Origin of the sequence: Flagellimonas aequoris, assembly GCF_003584165.1 — a bacterium.
Lineage (GTDB): Bacteria > Bacteroidota > Bacteroidia > Flavobacteriales > Flavobacteriaceae > Flagellimonas > Flagellimonas aequoris.
The window spans coordinates 46,707-67,053 of the sequence record NZ_QXFJ01000014.1 but is presented as its reverse complement, the minus strand read 5'-3'; the positions used below and the strand labels follow the sequence as shown (position 1 = coordinate 67,053).

The following is a 20,347-nucleotide window of genomic DNA, read 5'->3' as shown; positions in this document are numbered from 1 at the left end:
AGCATCGGCATGATATCATCCAACCATTTGGTCTTGCCGTGCAACAAATAATTGAACAGCAATCCGGCACCGATGGGCAAAATGATCATCTTGGTGATGCTCCACATCATGGTCAACACATCGATCTCCACGAACTGACCGGCCAACAGCTTCATCAACAAGGGGGTGACAAAAGGCGCCAACAGCGTGGCAATGGAGGTGATGGTAATGGAAAGGGCCAGGTTGGCCTTGGCCAGGTAGGCCATCACATTGGAGGCGACCCCGCTTGGCGAGCAACCGATCAAAACGATTCCCGCGGCAATCTCCGGGGTAAAACCACTGATATTGGCCAGAACATAACCGATGATCGGCATGATGGCCAACTGCGCGGTCACGCCCACCAATACCCCTTTTGGGGATTTGATGATCCCAGCGAAATCCTTGATGCTCATGGAGGTCCCCATCCCGAACATGATGATCTGGATCAATGGGATGATCAACCCCGTCAGCTTAAAGTCCCCTATCCGTACAAAATATTGGGGCCAGTACAAAGACAGTGCTACCCCGCCAAAGATAAGGGCCGCAAAGGTATAGCCTTTGAGAGAGGCAAAACCATTGAAGCCTATACCCAGCAAAAGAAAGAAAACTACTAAGGGAACGCCTGCCGACGAAAGGTTGCCCATAAACACCATTATCACAAAAAGTAAAAGTGATATTGCCGCCAGCACCAAACTGGATTTATATATGTTCCAATTTTTCAAAATATAGTTTTTAGGTTACCAACTTGCTTCTCCAAGGCAGCAACGTTAGTTTTTACTTTTGATTAAAGGTTTCCCAAGGGTCAATTGCCACTTCTTTTTTCTTCCCGCTCTTTCAAGAAGGCATCCAATTCCTTTTTAGGCATTGGTAGGTTTGGATATTTGTCCAACCACTCCTTGAAATCTTTTTCAAAAACCGCATCGTCCACCACAAATCTTTCATTGACATACTCATATTTATTCGTACGCATACAGAACCTGTTGAACTCATCGCGAAGGGCAGTATATTCTCCTGAAATGACCACTTGTTGAACCAAATGGGCGGGAATGAAACTTACCCCTGTGGATTTGGCCAAGACCACATCACCAGGCAATACGGTAACCCTTCCTATTCGAATAGGACCATTTACCGATTCTATCATCATTTCTTTGATGGCCGATGGATCAGAACCCCGAATCCACGCATTGAACCCTTCAATTTGTGAAAGGCCTTCCACATCGCGAACAGATCCATTGAAAATGACACCTCGTTTTCCTGCTTTGTAGATGGCATTGCCCAAGTTGTCACCGATCAATGTTCCATCAATCATTTTACCATAGCTATCCGCCACATAGACATCCCCATCCATTAACTTGATAATGGGCGCATAATTGGTCACAGGGGTTTTGGTGCCTTCCTTTTCCGCCTGCTTCTGGATGTAGGTATCAAAGTCTTTACGGAAAGGCATGAATTGGGCCGTTACCACACGACCGGTCATGACTTGGTCCGGATGCAGAATTTCCCATCCATTCTCGTAAGTACTGGCAAAATTCTCAAATTGGTTGCTGTAGCCATTTCTTTTTAAATTTCCCCATACTTCTTCCATTGACAATGCCTTTAGGCGCTCCAGTAGCTCATCCGATACTTTGGGCCTTCCGTCCGAAGTCCTCTCCCCTGTCCATTCAGAAGTCAACGCTTTGATCGTTTCTGGTTGCCAGACAACATTTTGCGATTGTAGACCCATAACGGTACATACAATGGCTATACATGACATAAATGCTTTTTTCATAATGTTTTATTTTAATTAATGCCTTATTAGATTCATTTTTCAAATTTTGTTTTTCTAGGATTTATGGGACCCTAACCTTGATCAAAACCTTCTTGATAGTATCATGACCCTTTTCCCTAAATGCCGGGCGGTGAATCTCCTTTGGAGAGAAAATGAAGAATGTTCCGGGCTTGCCCACATAGAACTTCCCATTTTCCACATTGTAATTCTCCACATCCCGTTTGGGGTCGTAGGCCGCTGTTGAAGTGTATTTGGAATTCTTCAATGAAGCGACCCCCATACCGGCCTTCCCTTTGGCCACATATTGCAAATCGTTGAAGTTTTGATGGGTTTCCCAGTTAATTTCCGAAATGTCCTTGGTAGGGCCCTCGGAAACAAATGCGGTTACATTACCTTCATCAATGACATACCTTCCGGGCTCCAATGTTTCAAGATCGTGTGATGCCAGAAATTCAAATGCCTTGTTCCACCAATCTGGATTACTGCAATATTGGCGTGCCAGTTCCTCCATGTTTATGGATTTGTGGGGCTTCAGTTTTACCCCGTTCAACCAAGCCTTGCTTTTATACCATTTGGCAATGCTCTCCTTGTTGCACGGTGTCTCCGTATTTTGTGCGTTTGCACCTATGGCACAGCATACTAACAGCAATAGCAGACCTGCCCTTTTTACCAAGAGTTTATGTAAAATTCCCATGATCTTGTCTTTACTGATTAATATCCTGGGTTTTGTTCAAAATCGTCCCGATTGGTAAGACGGTCTATCATGTTGCTGGGAATAGGGCGGAGCAAATGTTTTTGTTCGATGTTGCCCCTGCCCAAGGTATTGTACAACTGCACCCTTTCTATCAACTTACCTGTCCTTTTCAAGTCGGCCCATCTAAGTCTCTCAGCTCCCAGTTCCAATGCCCTTTCATCCAAGATGAAGTCTATGTCCAGTTGATCCTCGGTGATTTCCATAGCCGTTTCCTTTCCTGGCCAAGCAGCCCGATGCCTGATGGTATTGATATGTTCCACAGCCTCTGGTAAATTCCCAAGTTTCATGTAGGCTTCTGCTGCAATCAAGTACATTTCGGCCAAACGAATCTCTATGACGTTCTTTGTGCCTACCCCACTGTTGATGGATGGCCTTAATGGATCTTTGTACTTTCTCATGTGTGGAAACAATTCCCTGGAACCTATTGGGTTTTCCCCATCATACAAATCATTGATGTCAAAAACCCCATATTTTTGTTCCAACACTGCTTCTTCATCATCCGGAACGTCCCATGGAACATAGATAAATGCGGTATCGCCAATCTGCATGTTGGCCGGTAGGGTTGACTCATTGTTGGCAATCCAAGCTGTTTTCCACGACTTTGCAAATCTGGAATCGTTCTCCCGATTGGAAGCCAATAGATCAAAGTAGTAACGGGTTGCCACAAACCTTGGCCATGGACGGTCATTCTCGAGTGCTCGGGTCATCCCGGGTTGCAGGTCGTATCTTGGAGTAAAGTATAGAAAGTATGCGTTTCCACTTCCATTCAAACGCTGGTCTTGCGAGAATTGAATGGACCAAATTACCTCGGAATTCTCCCTGTTGTCCACATCCCATAATCTCGAATAATCATCCAATAGGGCCAATCCATGGTCGTTGATCACTTTTTCGGCAAATTCAGCAGCCTTGTCATTTTGACCAAGAGTCAGATACACCCTTGCCAATAAAGCCTGTGCCGCCGCTTTTGTTACCCTTCCAAATTCTTCCTGTGTTTCAGGAAGGTTTTGTTCAGCAAAAACCAAATCGGACACAATCTGGGCATACACTTCAGCTTCCGAAGCCCTAGTGGCCGTAGTGACTACTTCAGTAACCTCTTCTGTGATAAGTGGTAAGCCCCCGAAGTGCATCACCAAAATATGATAGTACCAAGCCCGAAGAAAATAGGATTCAGCCACTTTTTGGTTCACTTCACTTTGTGTCATCTCCTCAACTTCACCTGCCCTTGAAATTGCGGTATTGCAGGCCGCAATGCCTTGGTAAAAGGGGGACCAAAGATTCCACAGAACCGGATTGGCCGGCTGTATTCCAGAATTATAGGCATTGAACTCTATGAATGTTCCATCGGATCCGTTGGTCCAAAGATCGGTTCCGAAGAAAACGAGTGGTGCAAAATTATTTCCCCCAGCAAACAGACTTCGGGTAAAGGTATAGTTGGAGTTCACCAAATCCTTATAACCCTTTTCTGTCTTGAAGTAGGAATTGACCGGTGGGGACACTATTTTCTCCTCATCCAGAATATCCGTTGAGCAACCACATAAGAATATGGCGGCAACAACACATAATGTAATTTTATTGATAAGCATTTTCATAACCAAAATTTTAAAATTGAACATTAATACCTAGAATCATAGTCCTTGTTGCAGGATAAGAGGAAATGGTCCTGGTACCATCATCCCCTATAGATCCGTTCAGGTCTGGTTTCATGTTAAAATCCCTTAGTTCAGATTTTGTCCAATATGCCAGGTTCTCACCGGATAGGTAAAGTCTTAAACCGGTAAATGGCGTCTTGTCCAACAGCGATTGTGGGAATCGGTATCCCAACGATATCTGTCGTAGACTGATCAAACTGGCATCCCTATATCTTAGGGTGCTACCGTATAGGCCACTTCCCTCGTACAATTGATTGGGTCTTGGGTAATTATTTGTAGGGTTGGTCGGGGTCCAATAATCAAACACCAACTTGTTATACCTCTTCTTGGCAAAGGGAGCGAATGCTTCAATTGCCGTCATACCGCCCCACCTGATATAGGTCTGGAAAGAAAGATCAAAGTTCTTGTATTTGAAGGTGTTGGTAATATTGCTCACAAAATCTGGCTGTGCGCTTCCCAATACCATTCTATCCGCATCGGTAATGGCTCCATCATTGTCCACATCCAACACTTTTATTTGGCCGGGTTCCTCACCATAACTTGCGGCTTCAGCGCTTTCGTTTTGCTGCCATATTCCAATCTTCTTGTAATCGTAGAACACTTCTATAGGTTCCCCAATGAACCATCTGTTCCCTACGTCGTCCACTTTACCGTTATACAGTTCTTCAATCTCCGTGTTGTTCTTAAAGAAAGTTAGATTGGTCTGCCAGTTAAAGTCTTCCCCTGCTACGTTTACCGAATTCAAGGAAAGCTCCAAACCTTTGTTCTTGGTCTTCCCTACATTCTGCAACACTTGATCGTACCCAGATGTAATAGGGAGTTTTCGATACATAAGAAGATCATAGGTATTTGTGTTGTATATGTCAACAGTACCTGACAACCTTCCTTTGAACAGCCTGAAATCAAGACCGAAATTGTAAACTGCAGTTGTTTCCCATTTAAGGTCCCTGTTCTCCAATTCTGTTGGATAGTACCCAAAACCTGGCTCCTCGTTCCATGAATAAGCGCTTCTGGTAACACCGCCCTGGGTTTGGTACGGGCTGATACCTTGGTTACCGGTAACCCCATAGCTCAATCTCAACTTTAGGTCATCCAACCAATTCTGGGTACCTTTCATAAATTTCTCACTCGAAACCCTATAGGCAAAGGCAGCAGAAGGGAAATATCCCCATTTGTGGTCCGGTGAGAATTGGGAGGCACCATCCGCCCTAATGGACAAGGTTAACAGGTATTTGCTATCATATCCATAGAACACCCTACCTGCGTATGACAACAGATCGGTTTCTATAAGGTTGGAACTTACTGAATTAACCAATGTAGCGCTTCCCAAATTGTGGTATCTGGATTCCTCATAAGGAAGGTCACTAACACCTGCACCACTGGTCTCCACCCTTGTGGATTGGAACCCTTGAATTGCCGTTAAGGTTAGCTGATGTTTTTCATTGAACTGCTTGTTATAGGTGAGCACACTTTCGTACAATAACAGGTTATCCACTGAGTTGTTAATGTCCGCAGTTGGCGTTCCCAGGTTTCTTGCCAACGAATAGTACCCTGCGGATTCTTTTATGGTCCTCAGATTAAAATTGGTTCCCAGATTCAACCTGTAGGTCAAATCAGGAGTGATCTTGGCCTCTGCAAAAACGTTCAGAACGGCGCCCCAACTTTTGTTATCCCATCTATAAGAATCATAAATGAAATCTGCCAGTGGGTTCAGCAAAAGACCATCAGCAGTTGCCGTAAATCTGGGAGTGCCATCATCCTCGTACAATTTTCCCAAAGGGCTTGATTGAAACGCCTGGAACAGGGCAGCACTTGATTTTCTCTTGTTGTATGAATGGTTTAACAATATGGACGCTCCTCCACTAAAAATAGGGGAAAACGTAAAATCCAAGTTTGTCCTGATGCTATAACGGTCAAAGACCTCTCCTGGAATTATACCTTCTTGTTTAAAATAATTCCCGGAAAAATTATATTTCACCTTATCCGATCCCCCGCTTACCGTAAGCTGGTGTTTCTGTTGAAGACCATGTTGGTAGAGCATGTCCTGATAATTCAGTCCATTGCCACCTTCCCTGAGACTCTCAATTTCAATCTCATCGAATATGATCTCATCGTATTCGTCGCTTGTCCCTCCTTCAGGATACCCACCGATGGCCCTATACGCCTCCCTGGCAATTTCAGCATATTGTGGTCCATTGGCATAGGGAATGGTCCCATAGGCCATGATAGGGCCCGCATAACTTTCAAAAATGAACCTTGGGGCTCCCGTGGTTCCCCTTTTTGTAGTGATGATGATAACACCATTGGCTCCCCTTGCACCATAAATAGCAGTGGATGAGGCATCCTTTAAAACATCCACACTTTCAATATCATACGGGTTGATGTCGTTCAATGTCCCATAATAGGGCGAGCCATCCAGAATGATCAATGGATCATTGGTTGCCGTAAAGGAACGTTGTCCCCTTAACTGCAACTGGGCGGATGCTCCGGGTCCCGTACCGGACGCCACAACATCCAATCCAGGGATCCGACCAACCATACCACCTTCAATGGATGTCATGGGAATATCCGCTATATCTTCGGTGTCGACCGAAGCAACGGAACCTGTTATATCTCTACGCTTTTGGGTACCATAACCCACGACCACGACCTCATCGAGTGCCTGAGAGTCCTCCAACATGACAACGTCTATCGTGGTGGATTGGCCAACCGTTATTTCTTGACTGGCAAACCCAATGGAAGTAAAAACCAAAATGGATTCGGGACCGGAAACCTGAAGGGAATAGTTGCCATCGAAATCCGCCGCCACACCGTTGGTGGTCCCCTTTTCCACAACATTGGCCCCGGGAATGGGAACCCCTTGGTTATCTGTAATGGTCCCGCTTACCGTATATTGCACAGGTATGGCCAAGGGAATATTCCTCTTTTCCTTGTTCTCCTCGGCATCCTTACTTTTGGGTTTGTCCGATGTTCTTTTTAAAACAATTTGGTTCTTGACCATGGAGTAGATTACGGGTTGCCCATTGAAGATCATCTCGAGGATATCTGCAACTTTCTTGTTCTTCACTTTTAACGATATCTTCCGATTCTCGTTTATCTCTCCACTTTTATAGAAAAATTTGTAGCTGCTTTTGGACTCAATTTTTTCAAGTACGCTTTGTACCGTCTCATTTTCTATATCTAAATCTATTTTGGTATTTTGTGAGAATGAATTTGCATTTACATTTAAAAGAGCGAATACCAAAAGAACAAATGAGAGCTTCATAGTCCGGTTCTTGTTTAGAATATTTCCCAATATCGAGGGAAACCAATCTATTTTTTGCATAATTTTGAATGGTTTTGATTAGTTAGTAACATTTCTATTTAAAATCAATCCTTGTCGGGAAGTGTTGCCGCACTTCCCGATTTTTGTTTATGTGCATTTTATCATAGGCCGCTTTCCTTTTTGTTTATAATAATTTTTCCGTCGTTGATCTGATAATCAAAATTGGCACTTTCCTTAAAGGTGTTCATGAGGTCTATAATGGACTCTTCATTGAACTTACCATTGAAACGTGCGGAGGTCAGTTCGGTATAATTGTTCTGTATCTCAACATTATACCTACGCTCTATTTTTTTAATGATTTCCGGGAAGGATTCATCATTGAAGATGAGTATATCCTGGGTCCAGGCTATATAATCCCCCGCATCAACTTCCTTAACATCCAATCCCTCAGGTACCAAGGAAGCTTTTTGACCGGGTTTTATAACCAATGGCTCCGATATTTCCATGGAACTACCTTGGTGGCTCACTGAAACACTACCTTCAACCAATACCGCATGTTGCTCGGACCCTTCATAGGAACTCACGTTAAAGTGAGTGCCCAGAACCTTGACCTGCATATCATTGGACTGTACCACGAAAGGATTTTCTTCGTCCCTCGTCACCTCAAAATAGGCTTCCCCTTCCAAAAACACTTCTCTTAGATTTCCGGGGACAAAGCTGATCGGAAATCGCAGGTTTGTGCCTGCGTTCAGATACACTTGGGTACCATCCGAAAGTACCAGTTTGAACGTTTTTCCCTTGGGAACATTTATTTCGTTGTAAACCAATTCTTTTGATAAGGAATTCTTTTTGTAGCTGAGCACTCCCCCTTCTTGGGAAGCAATGACCTTACCATCCTTATCCAAAATATCACCGGCCGAGTTCTCACTCAAATTATTTTTGCCTTCACCAGTTTGAAGTACCACCATTTCTTCATCAACAGGCAAAAGATGGCCTTCAGCTGTTGAATTTTTAAAATAGAACAAGGAAACCAAGGTTATTCCCACCACTACAGCGGCATATTTTATCCAATCATGATGGTATACCCTACCGATAGCGTATTTCTTCTCATTACCGGTCTGTTGCTTTATTTTATCCCAAATCTCTTGCTTCTTTGAGGCGTCAAAGCCCCAATCGGTCCATATTTTGGAATCGTCTTGGTAGGAGTCCAAAAAGGTTTCCAAAAGCCTTTCTTCCTCTGGTGAACATTCACCCTTTAGATACTTTTCAAATAAGGATTGGGCCTGTTTTTTGTTTAGGTATTTCATGCTTTCGCCATTACGGGTAGTTATCCCCTCTAATACCTAAGTACCAAAACAGCTTAAAGAGTACTACTCAATTTTAACTTTTTTTTGATGATTTGATAATTTTATTCAAACAAAACCATATCAATCGCAAATACACCGGTCAATTATTCTGAATTTACACAGTAGATATTAACCTATTTGAAGAAAGAAAAAATGAGAATGAATGTACGAGCGCTGCTTATAGGGTAAGCATGAAGATAATGATGGGGTAAATGACGATCTGTTCCTGTGTCATTTGTTCCCTCAATTTTTTGATGGCCTTGCTTACTTGGTTCTTAACGGTCTGTATGGACATGCCCAACTCTTCCGCAATCTGTTTGTTGGATTTTTCCTCGAACCGGCTCATGATAAAAATTTCCCGACATTTTGGGGTGAGCTTATCGACCAAACTGTTGATCAAGGACTCCAATTCATCAAACTCAATTTGGCGGGAAGCATTTAAGGATGCGTCAACCAAATTCAATCGGGTCAGGTCTTCCTGTTTAAAGTGTTGATTTCGGAACGATTTAAATACCTGAAACTTGACCGATTGATAGAGATAAGGTTTTAAATGGGTAATATTGTTTTCCTTTCTCTTCTCCCAAAGTTGGATAAAAACATTTTGAATAATGTCCTCGCAGATTTCCTGATGCTTCAAGATATTCATTGCATACAGGAACAGCTTTTCCGCATACCTGGAATATATCCATTTATAGGCAACTTCATCATCGTTTTGTAACCGCGAGAGCAGTTCTTGATCGTTTTCTGGCATTGGTGTTTGGTTGAAGTTGACATAAATCTAATTATTTTATTTAAATAATAACAATTTGATAATAATATTCCTACATATTAAAAATAATTCAAACTTCTACGAAAACGTTTTTGTAGATAAAAATACCCTGAATCAACTCTTCCATACGTGCGATGTGGCATCAAATCTTTAGATTGACACCAAAGATGATTTGGCGAAATCCACCGGCAAAGATTCCCGAAGTGGCCCGGTTCAACCTGGAGGCCCTGTACACATCATCAGTAATGTTCTTTCCATTTACAAAAACGGTGGCATCAACCTTTTGTCCAATGTTAAAATCATAATTGACAAAGGCATCCACAGTGGTGTAAGATGGTAATTCCCCAATGGCACCATCCGCAGACTCATTTACAAAATTGTGGAACTCCGTGTACTGTTTCCCTACATGATGCACATTGAACCCACTGGATAATCCCTTCCAATCGTAGTTCAGACCAAGACTCATGTTTATTTTAGGTGTATAGGGTGCTTCGGTATCAGAAAGTCCACCGTCACCGAAGGTGATTACGCTTTTGGTAATGTTGGCAAAGTCGGCGGCATCGATGGTAGTGTCCGTCAACAAGGTTTCACCCCCACCTTCATCCACATAGATTTCAAAGGCATCACGGTTTGCGTTCACTTTGTTGATGTATTCGTTCTGCGTTGCCGCGCTATGGATCACTTGGGAGAAGAGATCTTTATCTTCCAACCGCCCCTCTTTTACCTTGGATTGCATATAGGTCACGTTTCCAAGAAAATGTAATTGGTGGCCATTTTTATTGAACAGTTCTGCATTGATGGCCATTTCGATACCTTGTACGTTGATTTTGCCCAACTCGCTGAACACCTCGTTTCTCCCTCCTGCATAAAAATTTCTACTGGCATTGTGGAAGTAGGTCAACTGACCTTGGATACAATTTTTAAGCAAGCTACCGCGCCATCCCACTTCCTTGTTCCAACTCAGTTCTGGGTCAATGTTAATACTCTGACCCGCCAACGGATTGGTGACCACGCCATTCTGCTCCACCAAGAATCCAAACACCTTGGATGGGGCTATCATACCTTCGTAAACACTGCCATAGAACTCTCCATTACCGTATGCATGGCTCAAGGTCAACCCAGGCAAGAATTGATCATAAACATTGGGCTCCCTGCCTTCTGAAGTACTTTGTAAATCTGGATCTTGGGCCAAGGCCAACAAGTTTTGGCGATACATGTCCACATGCTCAAACCGTAGGATGGGAATTGCAGACAGGTTTCCAAAATGGAACTCGTTCCTAACATATCCGTTTGCGGACCAAAGCCGGTACCAGAGATCTGTTGTGGTCCTTCCATTTCTGGCCCAACGGGAACTATCGGCCTGTAGGAACACATCCTTAAAAGTTTCACGGTGCAAATTAACGCTGGCCTCAAATTCACTGGGTGCATTAAACGCTTCCCATTTGGCCTTAATCGTTTCCTTGATACCAGAAACCCTGTATATCCATCGGCTATCCGTGGTACTTTCCCGTCCGTTCTGAACTCGACCCACGATCACATAATCCTCGTCCCCAAATGTTTTTCCTGCCAAATAACCATATCGGTCAGCAAAAATGTCATCCCCCACATAATCCTGAACCTCGGAGGCCTTCACTTTCGCCGTTACCTGTCGCCACCAGTCCCTTTCAAAATCGGAGGCATATACTTTTGTGGTAAAGCTCAGGTTTTCATGGGGCAGCCATTTGTGTATGATGTCCACTCCATACCTTCTCATGGTAAACTGATCGGCATCCAAAGGGTTCTGGGTATAGTCCGTCTCGAACGTAAATGGTGTTTGGGAACTTAATGAGGCCTGGTTATCCTCGAACTGTCCACTCACTTTAAAATACAAGGATTGGTCTTCGGAGAGCTGGGCAAATATTTTGGCGTTCAAGTTCAGAATCTCCACGGAGGAATTATCGGTAAACCCATCAAATTTTTTGTATACCCCTTCTACCAAACCCCCTATTTGGTTCCAAGTGCCGCCATAGGAAAACAACCCTGAAGTATAATTTCGCTGACCGCCCGTCAACTTTAAACGCAAAGTGGGTTTCTGGGGAGGCAATGCCGTAATATAGTTCACGGCACCGTACATATTGTTGGGGCCATACTTCAACAAATCGGCTCCTTTGTACACTTCAATGGAGGTGATTCGGTCACTCACCGGATTATAATAGGCTCCAGGAGCAATATAAGGTGCCGGTGCCGATGGGGTACCATCTTCCATGAGCAACACTTTCTTAGATCGTCTCCCCCAGGATCCCCTGATGCTGATATTGGGCCTGTTGGACAATCCCATATCTCCTACAATGTTCACCCCGGGAATTGTCCGCAAAACTTCTTCAGTACTCAACGGATTTATGTTTTGCAGGGTTACCGGGTTTATCCGAAAGTTACTACCAACAAAGTCTGTTTTAAAATTCTTGGGAGATGCGCTTACAATGACCTCATCCAAAGTAGTATTGGACCTGGTAATTTCAATAGTGCCCAAATCCGTAGTCGACGAAGAAATTGATATTTCCACATCTTCATATCCCAAGTACTTTACTACAATTGCATTGTCTTCACGGCCCGCCAGTATCCCAAACCTTCCAAAATCATCTGTAAGGGTTCCCTTTCCACTAGGTGCCACAATAATTTGGGCTCCCATAAGAGGTTGTCCATCTGAAGCATCGACTACTTTACCGGTAAATTTGGTCTGTGAAAAGGATAAAAAATTGGAGAATAGTGCAAAGAGAACTGTAAAGGTTGAGAAGGGCAGTTTTTGTTTTAAGGTCATTTTTAAATGGTCAATTATTTTTGATTTGTTTTTCTTCTATGAATCCGAAACTTGGCATGTTAGTGGACCTTGGAATCCTTCTTTTCCATAAAACTGTCCTAAACAATACCCTTACATCCACATCCAAAATGGATAGCAACGCGGCAACAATGACAAGATTCTTTATGATATACTGTCCGAGAAGCGTTAGTACCAATGGTCCCTCGTTGAACACCTCATCCGGAAAAAACACCAAAGGTGTGAACGTGAAAAGTATATGGACCAAGGCCAGAAAAGCAGCTGTTCTTCGATAGAGATTGAAAATTAAAAGTACCCCTACACATGTTTCCCAAATTGCCAGCAATATAATGGAAATTGAATCGGGAACCAGGCCAAAGGTGAGTACGTTCATAGTACTTTTAGCCAAACTCTCTGCCGGACTCAGGTCTGGAAAAAACTTCAGTGCGCCGAACCATAGATATACCATACCCAAGGAAATAGGCAAAAGACCGTTCTTAGTAATTCCTTTCATATTGAGATAGGTTTAATTCTTGAACTCGTCCATCAATTCTGGATCTACTTTAACTTTCTTGCTCCCAAAGCGGTAGGAAATCCCCACATTGATCAAATAATCCGCGAAAGCGGCATCCCCATTCCTAGGTTCCCCTGTCATTTCTTCGGTTTCTTTGTCCGTTACACTTTGCGGGCGCTCTCTTCTGACCGCAAAAGGAACATTAAGATTCAGTGAAAAATTGTTCTTCATAAAAGCAATACCCGGATCTATGGAAAGGACATTTCCAGGTCTTCTGAAACCTTTGTTGCCCCCGATAAGATCTTTCACGGGAACACCCTCATATCTTGCCCCCAAGGAACCAGAGAAGTTGGCTCCAAAAGCATGGCTTACCCCTGCGCGTAATGAAAATTGGTCCGGAACGGCCATAATGGCCTCATTCTGTAAAATGGGACTCAAAGTTTCCCTAAAAGTTCTTGTACCATTGGTTTCCCTAGGATTGATGAGATAAAATCCACCTCCATAGGCAAAAAACCTTTCGGCAATTTTTTGGTAGAACTGAAAATCCACCGTAATCCCGAAACCACCATCGCCAGGTTGTATACTTTGATCAACCGGCCTCACCTGGGGGCTTCCTTCAGGGCCAACGTTATAAAAGATATCGGAAGCGTTGTAGCTCCCTGTGGGCAATTTAAGCCCCAAGCCCAATGCCAAATTACCGTTCATGTGCTTCACCGGATCAAACACCCAATATCCCATCCCTACCCGGATATCGGCCAAGCCACGGGAAAAGGTGGTATGCCTTTCATCCCTACCATGTTCGTATAGGGAGGAACGTGTATTGATAACGGTCGGAATAGTGATACTGGCGTACAACCTATCGGTAACGCCATAGGTGAGGAAGAAATCCCATGAATGGGAATGGTTGATAACTTCGGTTTCATTAGCTACCCGATCTGGTTCTTCCTCCGTTCCACGAAAATGTCGGAACGACTTGAAATAGCGATAATTGGATCCAATTTGGATATCCCCTGCCCCCAATAAATTGTTCTCCAAGGTGGTGCCCACACAGGAAGAGAAATGCCTAATGGCCACGCACCCCTGTGCCCGGGCCATTTGCGATCCAAGAAAAGAGGTCACGATAAAACATAAAATAGTCAGTGATTGTGTTGCTCTCATAATTTGTTTAGTTGATTGGTTTGCTCAGTAGTGAACGATAAAAAATATACCCACTACTCCTGATGAGAGCCAAAGTAGAATTATACCCAGTTGGGTGTGGCTAATGGAAAAGTAATAAAGCTTAACAAAGGGTTAATCAGATTAATCAAGAATTAACCACTATTGTTGAAAAATTACCGTTGGCCTGCTTTAGCCTCGGTATTTGTAGATATTGGGCAAGCTGATGCCAAACCGAACGGCCATCAACCTTAAGGTGATAACCACTAAAATGGCAGCTATGTAGGCATAACTTTCCTTTAAGGAAAGAGCCATGAACAAAAAGTAACTGGCACCTCCCAAAATACAGGCCGTGGCATAAATTTCCTTTCTGAAAATCACCGGGATTTCATTGCAAAGGATGTCGCGGATAACCCCTCCAAAACAAGCGGTCATGGTTCCCAAAAAAATGCATATGATCGGGAGTAACTCAGCTTCAAGACCCTTTTCCACTCCTAACATAGTGTAGAGTCCAATCCCGATGGTATCGAACAAGAACAATGACTTTCTAAGATACTTGAGTTGGTTTACAAAAATGATGGCAAATACCACGGTTATGAAAATAGTGGTCACATAGGTAAGATCACGCATCCATACCACCGGAGTGTTCCCAATAAGCAGGTCCCGTAAGGTACCCCCACCAATGGAGGTGACAAAAGCAATGATCAATACACCAAAAAGATCCAAACGTTTTTCCATGGCCACCAAAACCCCAGAAATGGCAAAGGCCACCGTGCCCAAAATATCAATAGTCTGATAGAGCATGCTTACATCTTTTGGGTGTAAAAATTATAATCTTTCAACACAACATCCACAAAATCAATAGGGTGTAGCGTGGTCTGTATACCCGTAACTTCCTTGATTCGCTTATCCAAAGAAACAATGATGTTATGATCACCATTCCTTTTGGCACTATCATAAAGTTCCTTGATGGTCTGCACTTCATTGTCCTTAAAAACAGTTACCTGTGGAAACTGTGGCTTATAATCCAAAGGAAGTTCCCGCAATAAGGTATCGTTCAGGGAGACCTTTTTTTTCTCGCTGATGACCGTGGTACCTGCAGCAATGTCCCCTATGCGTTGCCCCTTTCCACGGATCAGAATAGTTAAAACGGCCCCTCCTCCCGAGGTCATGGTCACATCAATGATCCGCAATACCCATCTTACAAAATAATTGGCAAAACTGGGTTTTGATCCGTCCAACATTACCACGCGGAGTGACATGATTCCCTTACCTATTGTTTTTCCATCGGACAAGGTCTCGAATAGCAGATAATAAAAAAAGGCCGGTAGTCCCATAATCAAATAGAACGCCCATTGATCGGCCGGCTCTATGTCCAAAGAAAGCAGGAATATGAACATGAGAATAACATAGACCCCAATAATGAAGCTGTCAATGATATAAGCCAGCATGCGTTCTCCCAAATTTGAGGTGTTTTGGTCGATCGTTATATTTTGGGCCGTTTCTATTTGAAATTGTTCCATATTTTAGTTTCTTTACTCATAAACCTAAAGATTTAATGCGAGAGGCCGCTTTTGTAAAGCAAAATAAGGACAAATGGGCTGCTTTTGAAAATGTCTTGAACAATAAAGGCCGGCTTCACCCTGATAAGCTTTCCGATCTATACATCGAAATCACCGACCACCTTAGCTATGCCAAAACCTTTTATCCGAACAGCAATACCCAGTATTATTTAAATTCCCTTGCCTCGCAGGCGCATCAAAAAATCTATAAGACCAAACGGGAATCCAAGAACCGTATTGTAAGTTTTTGGAAAACCGAATTTCCGAGTATGTTTTACCAACATCATCGGGAGTTGCTGATCTCTTTCTTGGTATTCACTTTTTTTGCGGTAGTGGGAGCCTTTTCAGCAGCCAACGAAGGGGATTTTGTACGATCCATTTTGGGGAACGGTTATGTGAACATGACCTTGGAGAACATTGAAAAGGGCGACCCCATGGCGGTATACAAACAACAAGGGGAATTCAATATGTTCCTTGGCATTACCATCAACAACATTAAAGTGGCCATATATGCCTTTGCCTATGGTATTTTTTTGGGGATAGGCACCTTGATGGTCCTCCTCCAAAATGGAATCATGTTGGGCAGTTTTCAATATTTCTTTTATGAAAAGGGATTGTTGTGGGAGTCTGCACGAACCATTTGGATACATGGCACCATTGAAATTTCGGTCATCATCATTGCAGGATGTGCCGGATTGGTCCTGGCCAACGGAATGCTTTTTCCAGGCACTTTTACAAGGTTGGAATCGTTTAAACGAGGGGTGAAGAACGGACTCAAGATCATGATCAGCACGGTTCCTTTTTTTATTATTGCAGGATTTTTGGAAGGTTTTGTGACCCGCCATACCGAAATGCCCGACTGGTTGGCCATCATCATTATTTTGGCTTCCTTGACCTTGATTATTTTTTATTACATCATATATCCAATCCAAATCAAAAAGAAAAACCAATATGCAAACGCCGAAATACATCGAATTTAAAAAGCAAAGGGAATTGGGCGAGATCCTCTCCGATTCTTTGGGATTCATCCGTAACCAGTACAAACCTTTCTTTGGGACCTTGTTGAAAATTGTGGGGCCCTATATTGTGGCCATGTTGATTTCCATGGGGTTTTACATGTATACCGTTGGGGATATTTTCAACTTTGCGAATGTAAATTCCTATTCAGGAAACAGCTTTTCGCCTTTCATAATGCTTGTGGCCATCGGAGCCCTTATGTTGAGTTCCATTGCTGCTTATGTTCTGGCGCAGGGTGCCGTGTTGCATTATATCAAATCGTATATAGAACATAAGGGTGAAATTGTGTATGATGAAATTCGTTCCGGGGTTTATGGTTCCTTTTGGTCTTTGATCGGCTTGGGGATTCTTGTGGGCCTTTCAGTTGTAATCGGTGCCTTGTTCTGTTTTGTACCCGGTATTTATTTGGCCGTACCCCTATCCATTTCCTTCGCTATTCTGGTATTCCTAAAAAAAGATGTCATTGAATCCTATAACTATAGCTTTACCTTGATCAAGGACAATTGGTGGATCACCTTTGCCACCTTGTTCGTGGTGTACATCATTGTGGCAATCGCTTCGTATGCCTTAAGTATGCCGGCCATTATCTACATGTGGGTGAAGATGGGCATTTTTTCCGGTGAAATGGACGTAGAGAACATGAATATTTTCAATGACCCTATCTATTTACTGTTGAATATTTTGAGCACATTGGTCCAGTTCCTTATGAACATCATTTTTTTGGTGACCACTTCCATGATTTTCTTCAACCTCAACGAAAAGAAAAATTTTACCGGTGCCTTTGAGCGCATCGATAACATCGGTAAATCTTAAGCTGTTTTATGCGAAACCTATTGACCATACTCTTGGTTCTGTTAAACTGGACAATCCTTTTTGCCCAGAACGATTCCATTGTACGGTACGATAGCACTGAGATGCAACCCCTGGAAATTTCAGAGGACGACCTTCAACAATTTTTAAACGATGACGCGTTCAACTATGAGGTAGCGGAACCGAAAAGTACCTGGTGGGATGCTGTGACGAATTGGTTCTACAACATCATCCGCAGTTTTTTTAAATGGATTTTTGGCGTGGAAAATGCAGGTGGCTACCTTGCCATCTTCCTAAAAATATTGCCGTATCTCCTATTGGCCATTTTTTTGTATTTGGTGATACGTTTTTTCATCAAGGCAAACACACGTTCCTTGATCTACAATGAAAAAAATCCGAACATGGTCATCCTATCCGAGGAAGAACGCATCATCAAAACCGAGGATATCCAACAATTGATCAAGGAGGCCTTGGCCGAAAAAAACTACCGGTTGGCAGTGAGGTACTATTATCTGTTTATTCTGAAATTATTGTCGGAACGTGAAATGATCGCATGGCAGCGACAAAAAACGAACGACGATTATAGCAATGAACTTTCGGGCAGTCCCCTAAAACAGCAGTTTAACCGGGCTACATTACTCTACGATTATATTTGGTACGGGGAGTTCCAGATTGATCAAGACAGGTATTCCAAGGTAGAAGAGGTATTTGTGTCACTTAAAAATTCCATTGGCTCCCATGGTTAAAAAAGGTTGGACATACCTACTGATTGCCATCATTGCCATTGGAGGCATATTTCTGTTGGAGTACAACAAACCCAAACAGATCAATTGGTTTCCATCGTATGTGTCCCACCACAAAATTCCTTATGGCACCTATGTTCTGAATGAACTGATGGAAGATTTTTTTCCGTCGCGACTTTCTCAGATCCACAAGCCTCCTTTTGAGTTGCTTACCCGAAACGACACCGTACAGGGCACCTATTTTTTTGTGAACGAGTCCATCACCTTTGAAGAAGCCGAACTCAACGCCCTATTGGATTGGACATCCAAGGGAAATTCGGTTTTTATTGCATCGAGCAGTTTTGAGGGACGCTTGTTGGATACCTTAAACCTGGAGCAAACCAGCCTTTACAATGAAAGTGAGTTAAAACCCCACTTTTATCATCAACTGGTGAACCCAAGCCTAAAGGGCAAGACCGTTACTTTTGAAAAAGATTATTACACCATGGTCTTTGATAAGATTGATACGTTGAACACGGTGGTCCTTGGGGAAGTGTATGTGCATTCCGACAGTACGGATGTTATTGAAAAGCATATCAATATGATCAAACAACCCTTTGGGGAAGGTGAAATTATTTTGTCCACCTTTCCGAAGGCTTTTACCAATTACTTCATCCTAAAGGATGAAAACAGGAACTACACGGCCGGATTATTGTCTTACTTAGGTACGGAAGGACCCATTTTGATGGATAACTTCCACAAATCTGGTAAATCGTTCTACACCTCACCCATATATCTCTTTTTGAACACCAAAGAATTTAAATGGGCCTATTATTTGGCGTTGATAGGAGCTTTGATCTATGTGATCTTTGAAGGAAAGCGCAAGCAAAGGGCCATACCCGTGGTAACCCCTTTAAAAAATCAGACTTTGGCCTTTACGCGCACCATTGCGAACATGTATTACGAAAACAAGGAACAGCAACAGATTACCCAACATAAGATTGCATATTTTTTGGAATACATTAGAACAAGACTGCATTTGCCCACCCAACAACTGGACACATCGTTTTTGAGGACATTGGCAGTGCGGAGCAACAATAGTTTGGAAGATGTGGAAGCCTTGTTCCGATTGATAGAAAAATTACAGTCCAAGTCCCAAATCACCGATATGGAGCTACAGGACCTCAACAAAAAAATAGAAGCATTTAAAGCACACGTAGATGGAAAACAATGATCTAAACTTTGACAACCGCGTACCCTTGGAAGAACTTAGGAACACCGTTGAACAGATAAAAGCGGAACTGGCCCAAGTGATCGTAGGGCAAAAAGATTTTGTGGAACTCCTTATCGTTTCCATTTTGGCAGATGGCCATGCCTTGATCGAGGGTGTTCCCGGAATCGCCAAGACCATCACGGCAAAACTGTTCGCCAAAACCTTAAAAACAAATTTTAGTAGGATCCAATTTACCCCGGACCTTATGCCCAGTGATATTTTGGGAACGTCCGTCTTCAACATGAAGACATCGGAATTCGATTTTAAAAAGGGTCCCATCTTTTCCAATATCATCCTAATTGATGAAATCAACCGGGCACCCGCTAAAACGCAAGCCGCCCTTTTTGAGACCATGGAAGAACGTCAGGCCACCATTGATGGCACTACCTACAAAATGGACGAGCCTTTTATGGTCCTTGCCACCCAAAACCCGATTGAACAAGAAGGCACCTATGCCCTACCTGAAGCCCAATTGGACCGTTTCTTATTCAAAATCAAGGTAAATTATCCCTCCGTGGAAGAGGAAATACAGATTATCCAAACCCATCACGAACGGAAAGGGGAAAAACCACAGGATACCATCAAACCTGTACTCACGCCCCAAAAACTGGTAGAGTTCAAAAAGAACATCCATGAAGTGATTGTGGAGAAAAAGATCATGGACTACATTGCCAACATCATTGCGAGTACCCGAAACCATCCGCATTTGTACCTTGGGGCATCTCCTAGGGCTTCCATTGCCACCTTAACGGCGGCCAAAGCATTCGCTGCCATGGCGGGAAGGGATTTTGTCATTCCCGAAGATGTGAAAAAGGCTTTGGTACCTGTGCTCAACCACAGGGTTATCTTGACCCCAGAGAGGGAAATGGAAGGTATGACCACTGAAAATGTGGTGCACATGATCATGGAATCCGTGGAAATCCCCAGATAA

17 protein-coding genes are annotated in these 20,347 nt (G+C 43.2%); 5 read left to right on the top strand and 12 right to left on the bottom strand.

Going from position 1 to position 20,347, the window contains the following annotated elements; genetic code table 11:
- From D2U88_RS05565 to D2U88_RS05510, 12 genes are all read right to left on the bottom strand, one after another.
- Positions 1-662 (bottom strand): bile acid:sodium symporter family protein (locus D2U88_RS05565; protein ID WP_235855730.1); only part of this gene is annotated, 662 nt, incomplete at its 3' end.
- A gap of 158 nt (positions 663-820) precedes the next feature.
- Positions 821-1,786, bottom strand: a complete 966-nt coding sequence (locus D2U88_RS05560; RefSeq protein ID WP_119639318.1) for an RraA family protein — start codon at positions 1,784-1,786, stop codon at positions 821-823.
- Between the two features lie 61 nt (positions 1,787-1,847).
- Positions 1,848-2,480 (bottom strand): NanQ anomerase/TabA/YiaL family protein, encoded by a 633-nt coding sequence (locus tag D2U88_RS05555; RefSeq protein ID WP_119639317.1) that lies wholly within the window; start codon positions 2,478-2,480, stop codon positions 1,848-1,850.
- A gap of 17 nt (positions 2,481-2,497) precedes the next feature.
- A complete protein-coding gene (locus D2U88_RS05550; RefSeq protein WP_182859110.1) occupies positions 2,498-4,129 on the bottom strand; it encodes a RagB/SusD family nutrient uptake outer membrane protein in 1,632 nt (543 codons plus the stop codon).
- A gap of 10 nt (positions 4,130-4,139) precedes the next feature.
- The gene (locus D2U88_RS05545; RefSeq protein ID WP_182859109.1) at positions 4,140-7,454 is read right to left on the bottom strand and encodes a TonB-dependent receptor; all 3,315 of its coding nucleotides are present in this window, start codon (positions 7,452-7,454) and stop codon (positions 4,140-4,142) included.
- A 161-nt stretch (positions 7,455-7,615) separates the two neighbouring features.
- The gene (locus tag D2U88_RS05540; protein WP_119639314.1) at positions 7,616-8,761 is read right to left on the bottom strand and encodes a FecR family protein; all 1,146 of its coding nucleotides are present in this window, start codon (positions 8,759-8,761) and stop codon (positions 7,616-7,618) included.
- 217 nt (positions 8,762-8,978) lie between these two features.
- A complete protein-coding gene (locus tag D2U88_RS05535; RefSeq protein WP_119639313.1) occupies positions 8,979-9,551 on the bottom strand; it encodes an RNA polymerase sigma factor in 573 nt (190 codons plus the stop codon).
- Positions 9,552-9,711: 160 nt separating this feature from the next.
- A complete protein-coding gene (locus tag D2U88_RS05530) occupies positions 9,712-12,366 on the bottom strand; it encodes a carboxypeptidase-like regulatory domain-containing protein (RefSeq protein ID WP_119639312.1) in 2,655 nt (884 codons plus the stop codon).
- 10 nt (positions 12,367-12,376) lie between these two features.
- A complete protein-coding gene (locus D2U88_RS05525; protein ID WP_119639311.1) occupies positions 12,377-12,877 on the bottom strand; it encodes a DoxX family membrane protein in 501 nt (166 codons plus the stop codon).
- 12 nt (positions 12,878-12,889) lie between these two features.
- Complete coding sequence (locus D2U88_RS05520; protein ID WP_119639310.1) at positions 12,890-14,035, bottom strand: hypothetical protein; 1,146 nt, start codon at positions 14,033-14,035, stop codon at positions 12,890-12,892.
- A gap of 189 nt (positions 14,036-14,224) precedes the next feature.
- Positions 14,225-14,836 (bottom strand): trimeric intracellular cation channel family protein, encoded by a 612-nt coding sequence (locus tag D2U88_RS05515; RefSeq protein ID WP_119639309.1) that lies wholly within the window; start codon positions 14,834-14,836, stop codon positions 14,225-14,227.
- 2 nt (positions 14,837-14,838) lie between these two features.
- The gene (locus tag D2U88_RS05510; protein ID WP_119639308.1) at positions 14,839-15,555 is read right to left on the bottom strand and encodes an RDD family protein; all 717 of its coding nucleotides are present in this window, start codon (positions 15,553-15,555) and stop codon (positions 14,839-14,841) included.
- 35 nt (positions 15,556-15,590) lie between these two features.
- Here D2U88_RS05510 and D2U88_RS05505 point away from each other — a divergent pair, with 35 nt between their 5' ends.
- The 5 genes from D2U88_RS05505 to D2U88_RS05485 are packed head-to-tail and all read left to right on the top strand — an operon-like array spanning position 15,591 to position 20,347.
- Entirely contained in the window at positions 15,591-16,574 is a 984-nt protein-coding gene (locus tag D2U88_RS05505; RefSeq protein WP_119639307.1) for a stage II sporulation protein M, read from the top strand.
- Positions 16,546-17,424: a hypothetical protein gene (locus tag D2U88_RS05500; protein WP_119639306.1), complete on the top strand. Its 879-nt coding sequence runs from the start codon at positions 16,546-16,548 to the stop codon at positions 17,422-17,424. Before D2U88_RS05505 ends, D2U88_RS05500 begins: the two co-directional genes overlap by 29 nt.
- Positions 17,425-17,432: 8 nt before the next feature.
- Positions 17,433-18,167, top strand: coding sequence for a DUF4129 domain-containing protein (locus D2U88_RS05495; RefSeq protein ID WP_119639305.1), 735 nt, complete (start codon positions 17,433-17,435; stop codon positions 18,165-18,167).
- A complete protein-coding gene (locus tag D2U88_RS05490) occupies positions 18,160-19,377 on the top strand; it encodes a DUF4350 domain-containing protein (protein WP_119639304.1) in 1,218 nt (405 codons plus the stop codon). Before D2U88_RS05495 ends, D2U88_RS05490 begins: the two co-directional genes overlap by 8 nt.
- Positions 19,364-20,347, top strand: coding sequence for an AAA family ATPase (locus tag D2U88_RS05485; protein WP_119639303.1), 984 nt, complete (start codon positions 19,364-19,366; stop codon positions 20,345-20,347). Before D2U88_RS05490 ends, D2U88_RS05485 begins: the two co-directional genes overlap by 14 nt.

What these genes read in the sequence shown, in the direction of transcription:
- D2U88_RS05560 (WP_119639318.1), bottom strand. Translation starts at nt 1,786, where the DNA reads ATGAAAAAAGCATTTATGTCATGTATAGCCATTGTATGTACCGTTATG.
- D2U88_RS05555 (WP_119639317.1), bottom strand. Translation starts at nt 2,480, where the DNA reads ATGGGAATTTTACATAAACTCTTGGTAAAAAGGGCAGGTCTGCTATTG.
- D2U88_RS05550 (WP_182859110.1), bottom strand. Translation starts at nt 4,129, where the DNA reads ATGAAAATGCTTATCAATAAAATTACATTATGTGTTGTTGCCGCCATA.
- D2U88_RS05545 (WP_182859109.1), bottom strand. Translation starts at nt 7,454, where the DNA reads ATGAAGCTCTCATTTGTTCTTTTGGTATTCGCTCTTTTAAATGTAAAT.
- D2U88_RS05540 (WP_119639314.1), bottom strand. Translation starts at nt 8,761, where the DNA reads ATGAAATACCTAAACAAAAAACAGGCCCAATCCTTATTTGAAAAGTAT.
- D2U88_RS05535 (WP_119639313.1), bottom strand. Translation starts at nt 9,551, where the DNA reads ATGCCAGAAAACGATCAAGAACTGCTCTCGCGGTTACAAAACGATGAT.
- D2U88_RS05530 (WP_119639312.1), bottom strand. Translation starts at nt 12,366, where the DNA reads ATGACCTTAAAACAAAAACTGCCCTTCTCAACCTTTACAGTTCTCTTT.
- D2U88_RS05525 (WP_119639311.1), bottom strand. Translation starts at nt 12,877, where the DNA reads ATGAAAGGAATTACTAAGAACGGTCTTTTGCCTATTTCCTTGGGTATG.
- D2U88_RS05520 (WP_119639310.1), bottom strand. Translation starts at nt 14,035, where the DNA reads ATGAGAGCAACACAATCACTGACTATTTTATGTTTTATCGTGACCTCT.
- D2U88_RS05515 (WP_119639309.1), bottom strand. Translation starts at nt 14,836, where the DNA reads ATGCTCTATCAGACTATTGATATTTTGGGCACGGTGGCCTTTGCCATT.
- D2U88_RS05510 (WP_119639308.1), bottom strand. Translation starts at nt 15,555, where the DNA reads ATGGAACAATTTCAAATAGAAACGGCCCAAAATATAACGATCGACCAA.
- D2U88_RS05505 (WP_119639307.1), top strand. Translation starts at nt 15,591, where the DNA reads ATGCGAGAGGCCGCTTTTGTAAAGCAAAATAAGGACAAATGGGCTGCT.
- D2U88_RS05500 (WP_119639306.1), top strand. Translation starts at nt 16,546, where the DNA reads ATGCAAACGCCGAAATACATCGAATTTAAAAAGCAAAGGGAATTGGGC.
- D2U88_RS05495 (WP_119639305.1), top strand. Translation starts at nt 17,433, where the DNA reads ATGCGAAACCTATTGACCATACTCTTGGTTCTGTTAAACTGGACAATC.
- D2U88_RS05490 (WP_119639304.1), top strand. Translation starts at nt 18,160, where the DNA reads ATGGTTAAAAAAGGTTGGACATACCTACTGATTGCCATCATTGCCATT.
- D2U88_RS05485 (WP_119639303.1), top strand. Translation starts at nt 19,364, where the DNA reads ATGGAAAACAATGATCTAAACTTTGACAACCGCGTACCCTTGGAAGAA.